Annotated in this window: 11 protein-coding genes; 8 read left to right on the top strand and 3 right to left on the bottom strand. The window is 72.4% G+C overall.

Annotated elements, in window-relative coordinates:
- Nucleotide 1 precedes the first annotated feature (1 nt).
- The gene (locus tag LQ222_RS01250; RefSeq protein WP_230163949.1) at nucleotides 2-595 is read right to left on the bottom strand and encodes a TetR/AcrR family transcriptional regulator; all 594 of its coding nucleotides are present in this window, start codon (nucleotides 593-595) and stop codon (nucleotides 2-4) included.
- A gap of 113 nt (nucleotides 596-708) precedes the next feature.
- Here LQ222_RS01250 and LQ222_RS01245 point away from each other — a divergent pair, with 113 nt between their 5' ends.
- Nucleotides 709-1,854 (top strand): efflux RND transporter periplasmic adaptor subunit, encoded by a 1,146-nt coding sequence (locus LQ222_RS01245; protein WP_230163947.1) that lies wholly within the window; start codon nucleotides 709-711, stop codon nucleotides 1,852-1,854.
- 5 nt (nucleotides 1,855-1,859) lie between these two features.
- Nucleotides 1,860-5,039, top strand: a complete 3,180-nt coding sequence (locus LQ222_RS01240; RefSeq protein ID WP_230163945.1) for an efflux RND transporter permease subunit — start codon at nucleotides 1,860-1,862, stop codon at nucleotides 5,037-5,039.
- A 96-nt stretch (nucleotides 5,040-5,135) separates the two neighbouring features.
- Here LQ222_RS01240 and LQ222_RS01235 read toward each other — a convergent pair whose 3' ends face one another.
- Together LQ222_RS01235 and LQ222_RS01230 are read right to left on the bottom strand one after the other, a co-directional pair.
- Nucleotides 5,136-7,559 carry a recombinase gene (locus LQ222_RS01235; RefSeq protein WP_230163944.1) on the bottom strand — a complete coding sequence of 808 codons (2,424 nt, stop codon included), beginning with the start codon at nucleotides 7,557-7,559 and terminating at the stop codon, nucleotides 5,136-5,138.
- 60 nt (nucleotides 7,560-7,619) lie between these two features.
- Nucleotides 7,620-8,051, bottom strand: a complete 432-nt coding sequence (locus LQ222_RS01230) for an Rrf2 family transcriptional regulator (RefSeq protein WP_230163942.1) — start codon at nucleotides 8,049-8,051, stop codon at nucleotides 7,620-7,622.
- Between the two features lie 54 nt (nucleotides 8,052-8,105).
- Here LQ222_RS01230 and LQ222_RS01225 point away from each other — a divergent pair, with 54 nt between their 5' ends.
- Genes LQ222_RS01225 through LQ222_RS01200 form a run of 6 tightly spaced genes read left to right on the top strand, consistent with a single transcriptional unit; the run spans nucleotide 8,106 to nucleotide 11,556 of the window.
- Nucleotides 8,106-8,456, top strand: a complete 351-nt coding sequence (locus LQ222_RS01225) for a hypothetical protein (RefSeq protein ID WP_230163940.1) — start codon at nucleotides 8,106-8,108, stop codon at nucleotides 8,454-8,456.
- A gap of 59 nt (nucleotides 8,457-8,515) precedes the next feature.
- Nucleotides 8,516-8,956, top strand: a complete 441-nt coding sequence (locus tag LQ222_RS01220) for a group III truncated hemoglobin (RefSeq protein WP_230163938.1) — start codon at nucleotides 8,516-8,518, stop codon at nucleotides 8,954-8,956.
- Nucleotides 8,953-9,606, top strand: a complete 654-nt coding sequence (locus LQ222_RS01215) for a DUF542 domain-containing protein (protein WP_230163937.1) — start codon at nucleotides 8,953-8,955, stop codon at nucleotides 9,604-9,606. Before LQ222_RS01220 ends, LQ222_RS01215 begins: the two co-directional genes overlap by 4 nt.
- The gene (gene mog, locus LQ222_RS01210) at nucleotides 9,603-10,139 is read left to right on the top strand and encodes a molybdopterin adenylyltransferase (protein WP_230163936.1); all 537 of its coding nucleotides are present in this window, start codon (nucleotides 9,603-9,605) and stop codon (nucleotides 10,137-10,139) included. The genes LQ222_RS01215 and mog overlap by 4 nt, the downstream gene beginning before the upstream one ends.
- A complete protein-coding gene (locus LQ222_RS01205; RefSeq protein ID WP_230163935.1) occupies nucleotides 10,139-11,305 on the top strand; it encodes an NnrS family protein in 1,167 nt (388 codons plus the stop codon). The genes mog and LQ222_RS01205 overlap by 1 nt, the downstream gene beginning before the upstream one ends.
- Nucleotides 11,305-11,556: a hypothetical protein gene (locus LQ222_RS01200; RefSeq protein WP_230163934.1), complete on the top strand. Its 252-nt coding sequence runs from the start codon at nucleotides 11,305-11,307 to the stop codon at nucleotides 11,554-11,556. The genes LQ222_RS01205 and LQ222_RS01200 overlap by 1 nt, the downstream gene beginning before the upstream one ends.
- Nucleotides 11,557-11,709 lie beyond the last annotated feature (153 nt).

Here is an 11,709-nt window from a genome sequence, read left to right as displayed (position 1 = left end):
CTCAATCGTCGCGCAGGAAGCGCCGCGTGGCGTCGGCCACCGTGGCGGGCAGGTCGAGCGGGATCTCCATCGCGCTGACCTTGTCGTCGATCAGCAGGAAGGACAGGCCGTGCACGAAGGTCCAGAGCTTCAGGCCGCGCGCCAGGACGGACGGGTCGTCGGTCGCCACGCCGTCACGCTGCGCGAGATGGCGCAGCAGCACGCCGAAGGTCGCCCGCCCGGTCTGCAGCAGTTGCGGGTGCCGCGCATGGGTGCGCGTCAGGCTGAACATCAGCCGGAAGACGCCGCGTTCGCGCGTCGCGAAGCCGATATACGCGAGCCCGATCGCCGAGATGGCGGCGTCGCTGCCCGGCGGATGGCTGTCGCCGCCCGCCTGCATTGCGTGGCGCTGCCGCTCCATGCCTTCCAGCGCGACGGCGTCGAGCAGCGCATCCCGGTCGGCGAAGTAGCGGTAGGGCGCGGCTGTCGAGACCCCGGCCGCGCGCGAGGCGTCCGACATCGTCAGGCGTTCCGGGCCCTTCGCCTCCACGAGCCGCCGCGCGGCCTCGATCAGGCCGGCCCGCAGGTCGCCGTGGTGATAGCGCGGCTTCGTCATGCGGCGTCGTCGTGGTCCCCGACGCGACAAAACGCAAGCGCTGCGCTTGCCATTGAGGCCGGAGCCTACAGATCATGTTAGAACTTCTAACATGATGGCTCGGGAGGGTCGACATGCCAGGCTTCGGGACCACCCTGCCGCGGATCGGTCGCGGCGCCAGGCGCCTCAGCGTGACCGGCGCCGTCATCGCTCTCGCGGTGGCCGCCCTGCTGGGCGGTGCCGACCTGATCGCGGACCGCGCGGCCGCGGTGCCGCCACCGCCGCCTGCGCCGATCACCCCGGTCGCGGTCGCGCAGGTGGTGCCGCAGGCCGGCTACCAGGTCACGCGCCGCTTCATCGGCCAGGTCGAGGCGCCGGGCCGGATCGACCTCGGCTTCGAACTGGGGGGGCGCATCGTCGAGATCCTGGCGCAGGAGGGCGATCGCGTGCGCGCCGGCGCGCCGCTCGCGCGGCTCGACACTGCCGCGCTTGAGGCCCAGCGCGCCGGCTTGCGCGGTGAACACGCGGCGCTGGCCGCCGATGCGGAGCTCGCGCGCCTGACGCAGGCGCGCAACGACCAGCTCGCGCGCGGCGGATTCCGGTCGGAATCCGCGCGCGACGATGCGCGCCTGGCGGTCGCCCGGTTCACCGCGCGGATGGCGTCGCTCGACGCGCAGATCGCCGGCGTCGACATCCAGATCGGCAAGTCCACGATCGCGGCGCCCTTCGATGCGGTGGTGGGCAGCCGCGTGGTGGATCCCGGGCAGAATATCGGCGCCGGCGCGCCCGTGCTGCGGCTGTTCGAACAGGCCGCGCCGCAGCTGCGCGTGGGCCTGCCGGTCGGCCTGGCCAGCCGGCTGGCGCCCGGCGGCGTCGTGCCGGTCGACATCGACGGCCAGCGCCTGGATGGGCGCGTGCTGCGCCTGCGCGCCGACCTCGACCCCGTCACCCGCACGCGCGGCATCGTGGTGGCGCTGCCCGAGGATGCGCGCCTCGCCTTCGGCCAGACCGGCAGCCTGCTGCTGGAGGAGGTGGTGGCCGAGCCGGGCTTCTGGGCGCCTGTCGCGGCGCTGCGGGAGGGCAGCCGCGGCAGCTGGACCGTGCTCGCCATCGCCGGCGGCCCGGCCGGCGAGACGGTCGCGCCCGCCGCGGTCGAGGTCATCCACATGGCCGGCGACCGGGTCTTCCTGCGCGGCGCGCTGGCCGACGGCGCCCGGTTCGTCGCGCGCGCGCCGGCCCGGGTTGCGCCCGGCCAGGCGGTCGCGGCGCGGGCGGAGTGACGGCGATGGAGACCCTGTTCTTCCGCCAGCCCCGCCTGGTCGTGCTGGCGCTGTTCGTGGTCATCGTCTCGGGGCTCTCCGCCTTCCTCACCATCGGGCGGCAGGAAGATCCGACCATCACCAACATCTTCGCGTCGATCACCACCGTCTATCCCGGCGCCGATCCCGGCCGGGTCGAGGCGCTGGTGACCGCCAAGATCGAGACGCGGCTGCGCACCATCCCGGAGATCGCGGAGCTGTCCTCCACCTCCTCCACCAGCGTCTCGGTGGTGTTGATCGACCTCGCGGACACCGTGCCCGCCGCGCGCATCGAACAGGTCTGGGCCGAGATCCACGACGCGCTGGCCGATGTGCGCCGCGACTTCCCCGCCGGAGTCCAGGAGCCGGAATTCAACAGCGACGGCGCCGGCGGCTATGCCGCGATCTTCGCGATCACCGTGCCTGACGGCGAATCGCTGGCGCGCGCCGCGCGCGAGGCGGAGGCGCTGGCCGATGCGCTGCGTAGCGTCCCCGGCACCAGGCTTGTCGACCTGCACGGATCGCCAACCGAGGAAGTCCTGGTGAGCGTGGATCCCGCCAGGGCGGCTGCTCTCGGCCTGACCGCGGATGCGATCGCCGCCGCGATCAGGGCGGCGGATTCCAAGGTGCAGGCGGGGCGGATGCGCGGCGCATCGAGCGACCTGCTGCTCGGCGTGACCGGGGAGATCACCGCGCTCGATCGCCTGCGCCGGGTCGTGGTGCGGGAAGACATGGCGGGCCGCGCGGTGCTGCTGGGCGACATCGCGACGGTGACGCGCGGCGCGCGCGAACCGGCCACGCAGGCGGCGATCCATCGCGGCGAGAGGGCGATCCTGGTCTCGGCGAAGCTCGAGGAAGGGTTGCAGGTGGACCGCTGGATGGCGCGCATGCGCGCGACGGCGCAGCGCCACGGCGCCGGGATGCCGGCGGGCCTGGGCGTCGCGCTGGTGTTCGACCAGAGCCGCTACACCGACGAGCGGCTGCGCGAGATCGCGATCAACATGGCGCAGGGCGTCGCGCTTGTCGTGCTGGTGCTGTTCCTGACGCTGGGCTGGCGGTCGGCGCTGGTCGTCGCGCTGGCGCTGCCGGTCGTCACGCTCGTCTCGGTGGCGACGCTGCAGGCGCTTGGCATCCCGATCCACCAGATGTCGGTCACCGGGCTGATCGTGGCGCTCGGGTTGCTGGTGGATGCGGCGATCGTCATGGTCGACGACATCGGCGTGCGGCTGCGCCGCGGCGCGGCCCGGCTGGACGCCGTCGCGGCCTCGGTCCGCACGCTGGCCATGCCGCTGCTGGCCTCGACGGTCACGACCATCCTGTCCTTCCTGCCGCTGATCCTGCTGCCCGGGCCGGCGGGCGACTTCGTGGGGTCGATCGCGATCGCCGTCGTGGTGATGCTGGCCTGGTCGTTCGTGGTGGCAATGACCATCACGCCCGCCATCGCGGGCTGGTGGCTGCCGATGGCCGGCGGCGCGCGCCGGCGCGAAGGGCCGCTGCCGCGCCTGTTCAGGGGCAGCGTGCGGCTTGCGCTGGCCAACCCGGTCCGCGCCGTCGCGCTGTCCCTGGTGCTGCCGGTGCTCGGCTTCCTGTCGCTGCCGACGCTGACGGCGCAGTTCTTTCCCGGGGTGGACCGCGACCAGTTCACCATCGACGTGGAATTGCCCGACGGCGCCTCGCTCGCGCAGACCGCCCGCACGGTGCGCGCCATCGGCGAGCGGCTCGGCGCGGAGGATGACATCGTCTCGGTCACCTGGGTGCTCGGCCGGTCGGCGCCGGCCTTCTACTACAATATCGTGGGCAACCGCGACCAGGCGCCGGGCTTCGCGCAGGCGCTGATCACCACGACGTCCGCGGCGGCCACCGAACGATTGCTCAGCGCGCTCCAGTCCAGCCTGCCGCCGGCCTTCGCCGAGGCGCGGCTGCTGGTGCGCGGACTGGTCCAGGGGCCGCCGGTGGATGCGCCGGTGGAACTGCGCCTGGTCGGCCAGGATGTCGCCGCGCTGCGTGCGGTCGGCGAGGCGTTGCGCGCGCGCGTCGCCGCGCAGCCGCAGGTGGTGGTTGCGCGCACGACGATCGGCGGCGGCGCGCCCAAGCTCATGCTCGACATCGACGAGGCACGGGCGCGGCTGCTCGGCCTCGATCTCTCGCAGGTGGCACGGCAGCTGGAGGCGGGGCTCGAGGGCGTGATCGGCGGATCCCTGCTGGAAGGGACCGAGGAACTGCCGGTGCGGGTGCGGCTGGGCGCCGGGCTGCGCAGCGACCCGACCGCCATCGCCGACATGCCGATCCTGCCACCCAACGCCGCGGCGCTGTCGGCGCAGGGGCAGTTTCCCGGCGTCGCGCTGTCGGCGCTCGGCACGCTGCGGCTGACCCCGGCCGACAGCGCGGTGACGCGCCGCAACGGCGAACGGGTGAACACCGTGCAGGCCTTCCTCATGCCCGGCGTGCTGCCGCAGGAAGCGCTCGGCGCCATCCTGCGGAGCCTTGATGCCGAGGGCTTCCGCCTGCCCGAGGGCGTGCGGATGGAGACCGGCGGCGACGCCGATGCGCGTGCGTCGACGGTGCGCGCGCTCATTGCGCTGCTCGGGCTGATCGTGGTGCTGTCGATCGCCATCGTGGTGCTGACCTTCAATTCCTTCCGGCTCACGCTGATTGCCTTCATGGTGGCGGGCCTGTCGGCGGGGCTGTCGCTGCTGGCGCTCGCGGTCTTCAACTATCCCTTCGGCATCAATGCGATCATCGGCCTGATCGGGTCCATCGGCGTGTCCATCAATGCGGCGCTGATCGTCATCTCGGCGCTGCAGGAGGATGACGCGGTGGCGGCGGGGGACCAGGCGGCGATGGCCGAGGTGGTGGTGGGTGCGACCCGTCACATCCTGTCGACGGCGATCACGACCTTCGGCGGCTTCCTGCCGCTGATCCTGGGCGGCGGCGGGTTCTGGCCGCCCTTCGCCATGGCGATCGCGGGCGGCGTGCTGCTGTCGCCGCTGCTGGCCTTCTGGTTCACGCCGGCCGCCTTCGTGCTGGTGCGGCGGCGGCCACGCGCAATGGTGCCAGGTGGGCTGTCTCGGCGTGGGGACGTTGCGCGCCATCAGGCGACGACTCACGTCGTCGCGTCCCGTGGTGGAGTCCTCGCGCAGGCGGCATTGGCAGAGAAGGCGGGATGACCCCAGACGGTGCGGCTGTCGGTCAGATCGACTGGGGCGCTGCCGGAGTGCCGCGTGCCGCTCGGCCGGACCCGAGCGACAGGCTCACGATGGCGCTCAGATCGGACACACACCCGATGCGCAGGCCAGGTGCGTCATGTCCACCGCCTCGTGCAGCGCGGCATCCTCGATACCGTCGACGATCGCCGCGAAGCGCGCGGCGTGCACCTCCTCCTCCGGCAGGTATTCGTAGCCGAGTTCCTTGTCCGGGCGGCTCGGCAGGATGGCGCAGCAGCGGATCTCAGGCTGGTGGCGCAGCACGAGGTCGCGGAACGCATCGAGGTCGTGGCGGTCGGTGAAGACCTTGAGCGTGTAGCTCACCTGGTTGCCGCGCGCCGCACCGATCCAGTGGCGTTCCAGCAGGCCGAGCCACCGGTATTGCTGCGCCGGGGTGGCCTGCGGCGCGGTCACCAGGCGATCGCCGATGCCAAGGCGCTGGATCAGCGGCAAGGTCGGGAAGCCGACGATGGACATGCCCGGGAAGCTCTGCAGGCCGCGCACCGGATACCCGCGCGCCTCGTAGTCGCCCAGCAGCGGGTCGGCGTCGTGCGCCCAGCCGGCCTCGGCCTTCACGCCCTTGAACTGCACCCAGCGCAGGTACTGGCGACGCGCCGGCAGATGCGCGCCCTCGGTCAGGCCGAACAGCTTGCTGGTGGTGCCGGCCGGCTTGACGGTCGTGACCGTGAAGGGCGCCGGCATGCCGAGCTCCGCGGCATAGGCGATGCCTTCCTGCTTCGCCGCCTCCGACAGTCGGCCGAGCATCTCCCAGAAAGGCGCGCTGCGGTCCTCGTCCAGCAGGTCCTCGAAGCCGAAGCCCCAGCGCATCCAGGCCCATTCGTGCAGGCCGGTCGGGCCGATGCCCATCCGGTTGGTGCGGCGCACCTCGTCGGCGTAGAGCGCATCCATCGTGTTCGCGCGCATCAGGAAGCGCACGCCCAGGCGCACGCTGTCCTCGACGCGCGCATCCCATTGCGCTGCGACGTCGTCAGGCACCTGGCCCGGCGTCATCGCCGCAAGGTCGCGCGGGCAGGCGAGCAGCGGCGCGAAATCGGCGATCACGCAGTACCCGCCCGTGACGTGCAGCGTGATCTCGCCGCAGGGGTTGGTGGTGGCGGGGAAGCGCGCCTGCGCCGCGCGGTGGCCGAGCGCCGCGAGCAGCGGCACGGCATGGTCCGCGGCATAGCGCGCCGAGCGCACGTCGCGCCCGTCCGTGTGCACGGGCTTGGCCCAGGCGGTGCCGGTGCGGTGGTCCTCCAGCCGGTCGCCGTTGATGAAGCCGGGCTCGCCGTTGATGTAGCCGCAGGCCGTCGCTTCCTCGAACACCGCCAGCGCATGGCGGGCGAGCGGCGCGTCGCTGCCCGCGCGCGCGGCCCGCACGCCCGCCCAGAATTCGGCATCAACCATGACGGAGTTGTTGGCGGTCCAGAGACCGCCCTCGGCCTTCAGGCGGATGAAGCGGAAGATGCCCGGGTCGCGCCAGGACTTCGTCGCCATGCGCGCCGCGCGCCGCGCACCGCCGACCTGTACTTCGACCGACAGGTGGTGGTCGACCAGCAGCGCCTGCTCCCAGGGCGCCAGCGCCTCGTCAGCCGGGCTGCGGTGGCGCGCCGGCTCGATCACCTGGTGGCGCAGGTTCACGAAGGCGCGCATCAGCGACAATGGCCCCGAGGCCGGGCGCCCCTGCATGCCGGCGATCGGCGCGCCGCAGCGGCGGATGGCGGAGAAGTCGAGCAGGAGCGTGCGGTCCGCGGCACCCGCGAAGGCCAGGCTCTCCAGGAGCTCCACGGCCTTGCCCCAGCCCTCGCGGCTGTCGGCGATGACGTGGCGGATGGCGTGCGGCGGCACGGCCTGCGTTTCGCGCAGGATCTCGCGGGCGATGAAGGCGCGGATCTCCGCCTCCTGCGCCTCGCTCATCGCCGCGAGGGTGGTGCCCCAGGGCAGCAGGGCGAACTCGGCGCCGAAGCGGTGGATCTCCTCACGCGTGTCGGGGAAGTCGGGATGCTCGGGCGACAGGTGCAGCAGCAGCCGCGGCGCCTGGCCCCAATCCACCGCCACCAGCTCGTCGTCATAGGCGCGGCCGACGCCGCTGCCGTTCAGCAGCAGGTAGAACAGCGCGAAGCTGGTGATGGCGGTCGCGCAGTTGGTGAAGACCTCCATGTTGCGCGAGGGCTGCGCTGCGTCGCCATGCTGCAGGTGACGCCCGGAGGTGATCAGCGCGCCGGTGGCGATGGCGTTGCGCAGACGCGCCTGTTCGGCCGCATCGGCGCGTTCGCCCAGCAGCGCCATATTGCCGGCGGCGACGCGGTCAGCGACGCGGCCGAAATCCTCGGCGTCGTCCGGGCGGAAGACGGTGCGGCGCGCCACCGCGAGGCCCATGCCGGGATCGACGGAGCGCGCCGGTAGCGGTGCCTCGCCGAAGCCGGCACCAGGCATTGCAGGGAGAATCTGGCGCTGACGCGCGCCGGGGAGCGAACCGTCCATGGGCGACCTTCCACGCCGGCCGCAGGAGGTGCGACTCGGGCATGACCCAGGATATGGTATTCATCTAGCCTCGTCAGCCACCATATGTGGTGTGGCGGTCAGGCAGGCCGCCAGCGTCGTCGCGTCCAGGACCGCCATGAATCCGTCCTGCGCCCGCGCCAGCACGCCCGCCAGCCGGCAGGTCGGCGAGAAGCAGCAGGCCCCGCCATCGGCGCGAAAGCATTCGACCAGCGCCTGGCCGGCTTCGAGCCGGCGGACGATCGCGCCGATATGGATCTCGCTCGCTGGTCGGGCCAGCGTGACGCCGCCGCGCGCGCCGCGCTGCGTCCGCACCAGGCCCGCGGCCGACAGGTCCTGCACGATCTTCTGCACATGGTTGCGCGGCACGCCGATGCCTGCCGACAGCTCCTCGGTCGAGAGCTGGCGCGCCGGATCCTCGCCGAGCTTCAGGAGGATGCGCAGCGCAAAGTCGGTCGAAGCGAGAAGGCGCATTGGCGGCCCCCTGACAGGGAATGGGTAAGGCGTGCGTACAGCACGACGTCAGACGTGACCGAGGCCATCCAGGCCCGCAAGTCGGGTTCGCCGCGGAACGGCATCCAGGCCGAGACGACGACGTCGCGCAGATCGCCGAGCCGCGTGTCGAGATGCGCGGCGATGCGCGCGGACAGGGTCGCTCGCGTTGCTGCGCCAGGGGCGACGCGGGCGGCGATCAGCGGCGCGGCGGAAGCGCGCAACATCGCGCCGCTGCTGCGGGTCCACCGCCGCGAAGCCGCCGGCCGCATCCGGTTCCAGTTCGTGCTGGAAGCAGACGGGCGAGGCGAGGCTGTTGGTCGGTCGGGTCATGGCCGGCTTCCTTCGCTCCGGGCGCCAAGCAACCGTGGTGGCCGCAGAAATTAGCATTGACGATACCACAATTCTGATCGATGGTAATTGGTATCAAGGATACCGAATTGTACATGCACCCTGAAACCCCCGAACGCCGCGCCGCCCTGACACGGGATCTGCGCGCTGCGACCGGCCTGGACGAGGCGGTGCTCGAAGCCTTCCTGCGGGCCTTCTATGGCGCGGCGCGACAGGATCCGCTGCTCGGCGCCGCCTTCGCCGGCGTGGCGGACTGGGAGGCGCATATCGCCCGCCTCACGCAATTCTGGTCCTCGGTCGCGCTGATGACCGGCACCTATCACGGCCAGCCGATGCAGGCGCATGCGCATCTCGGCCTTGGCACCGCGCATTTCGCCCGCTGGCTGGCGCTGTTCGAGGAGACCGCCGCGGCGCGCCTGCCACCCGCCGGCGCGGCACATGTGGTCGAACGCGCCCGACGCATCGCCGCCAGCCTTGAGATGGGGCTGATCCCGCTTTCCCTGCCCAACCGGACCAGCAAGGGAGTACCCGCATGAGTGCCGCCACCGACCTCGGATTCGCCAATCGCCAGCTCGGCGACATCGCCGCTGCCCTGCCCGGCGCGACCGCCGTCTTTCGTCGCCGCAAGCTGGATTTCTGCTGCGGTGGCGCCGTGCTCCTGGCCGATGCCGTGGCACCCGATGCGCTGCCCGCGATCGAGGCTGAACTCGCGGCCCTCGCCCCCGGCGCGCCCGACGTGCCGGAGGAGACCGGCGCGCTGATCGACCACATCATCGCCCGCTACCACGAGGTCCATCGCGCGCAGGTGCCGGAGTTGATCCGCCTCGCGCGGCGGGTCGAGGCAGTGCACCGCGACCACCCCGACGCGCCGCGCGGCCTCGCCGACCTGCTCACCCGCATCGAATGGGAGATGGGCGACCACATGCAGAAGGAGGAACAGGGACTGTTTCCCATGCTGCGCGTCGGCCACGGCCCGGCCATGGCGATGGAGCTGATGCGCGACGAGCACGACGACCACGGCGCCCGCCTGCGCGAGCTCGAGGCCATCACGCACGGCCACGAGCCGCCCGAGGATGCCTGCAATTCCTGGCGCGCCCTCTATGCCGGCACGGCACAATTCGCCGAGGACCTGACGCAGCACATCCATCTCGAGAACAACGTGCTGTTCCCGCGCTTCGGCGCATGAGCACGATGGTGCCGGTCGGCGTGGTCACGGTCAGCGACCGCGCCTTCCGAGGCATCTACCAGGACCAGGGCGGGCCGGGGATCGAGGCGGCGCTGGCGCGCATCCTCGCCACCCCCTGGCGCCCGGCGCGCCGGCTGGTGCCGGACGAGCGGCCGGCGATCGAGGCCGCCCTGGCCGAACTCGCGGATGTCGAGGGCTGCCCGCTGGTCGTGACCACTGGCGGCACCGGCCCTGCGCCGCGCGACGTGACGCCCGAGGCGACTGCGGCGGTGTGCGACCGCATGTTGCCCGGCTTCGCCGAATTGATGCGCGCCGTCTCCCTGCGTGCGGTGCCGACCGCGATCCTGTCGCGCCAGGTCGCGGGGACCCGTGGTTCCTGCCTGATCGTCAACTTGCCCGGCAAGCCCTCGGCCATCGCCGAATGCCTCGATGCGGTGTTTCCCGCGATTCCGTACTGCATCGACCTCATCGGCGGGCCGCGGCTCGAGACCGATCCGGCCGCCTGCGTGGCCTTCCGGCCAAAGGGGGCGTGATGGCATTGTTCGCGCACGGCTTCCGGCCCTTCTTCCTCATGGCGGGCCTCGTCGCGCCCGCCGGCGTCGCGCTGTGGGCGCTGTCCTTCGCCGGCGTGCCGCTGCCGGAGGGGCCGCTTCCGATGATGCGCTGGCACGCGCATGAGCTCCTGTCCGGCTTCATCGGCGCGGCGATGGTCGGCTTCCTGATGACGGCGATCCCGAACTGGACCGGTCGGCGCGGCTATTCCGGGGCGCCGCTCGTGGTGATCGCGGGGCTTTTCCTGGCCGCGCGGCTCGCGCTGCTGCCCGGATCGCCCGTGCCGGCCGGCATCGCGCTGGCGCTCGCGCTGGTGCCGTTGCCGGCGACGATGCTGCTGGTGCTGCCTGCGCTCATCAAGGCGCGGACCGCGCGGCTGTTTGGCCCGCCGGTGCTGGTGATGGCCTTCTGGTCGGGGCAGCTGATGATGGCGGGGGAGGCCGCCGGCTGGTGGGATGCGCCCGGCTGGGCGCCGGGCCAGCAGCTGATGGCGAACATGGCGCTGGTGCTGGTCGGGCTGATCGGCGGGCGCATCGTGCCGGCCTTCACGGTGAATGCATTGCGCAAGGCGGGCCGTCCGGTGGAGCTCGCGCCGCTGCCCGGCGTGGATCGCGCGGCGATCCTGGCCCTGGTCGGCGTGGCCGCGGTGGATCTTGCCGCCCCTGGAGGCGTCGCGGCGGGGCTGGTCGCGGCGGTGGCGGCGGCCTGCGTCGCGCTGCGCCTGTCGCGCTGGCACGGGCTGCGGACGCTGCATGAGCCGCTGCTGTGGGTGCTGCACCTGGCCTACCTGCTGGTGGCACTGGCGCTCGCGCTCAAGGCGGCGGCGCTGCTCGGCGGCTTCGCCTGGTCGGCGGCCTGGCTGCATCTGCAACTCGCCGGCGCGATCGCGATGATGGTCATGGCGGTGATGACACGCGCAACGCTCGGGCATACCGGGCGCGGCCTCACCGCCTCGCCAATGACGACCGCGGCATTTGTCGCGTTGCTGGGGGCGGCGTTGCTGCGCGTCTTTGGTGGCGTCGCGCTGGCCGACCCGTTCCCCGGGCTGGTCGGCGCGGCGCTGCTCTGGGTGCTGGCCTTCGTGCTGTTCCTGGTCGCCTATGCGCCGATGCTGCTGCTGCCGCGGCCGGACGGGAAGCCGGGGTGATGGGCGACTGGGGCGAAGACGCCGCCGCCTGGGCCGTGTTCCTGGCCAGCCACATGCTGCCGGCGCGCCCGGCGCTGCTCGATGCGCGCCGGCGGCGACGCTGGGGCGAAGCGCGGTTCGCGGCGCTGCAGCCGCAGGGCACCTTCCGGGCAGCACCGCAGCGTCTGTTCCTCGGCATGGCGCTCTGGTTGGTGCTCGTGAGCGCCCATGTCTCGGTGATCGGGGTTTCGTCGTGGCCGGTCCCGCCCTGAACGCGCCTGTCGGCGCCGGGTGAACTGGCTGAGACACACGACGGAGGCCGCGGCAGTCGCGCAAGTCGCACCTAGCGCAGTGCGAGGCGCAAGGCTCTGCGTGTGCTGTCTGCGGCACTGCAGCTGCTCTGGCGCTGGCCGATTCGCCGTTCC

The sequence above is a fragment of the Roseomonas sp. CECT 9278 genome (assembly GCF_918698155.1).
In the GTDB taxonomy this organism is placed as follows: Bacteria; Pseudomonadota; Alphaproteobacteria; order Acetobacterales; family Acetobacteraceae; genus Neoroseomonas.
Note: the sequence above shows the minus strand (reverse complement) of the source record. Positions and strands in the feature narration are given on the sequence as shown.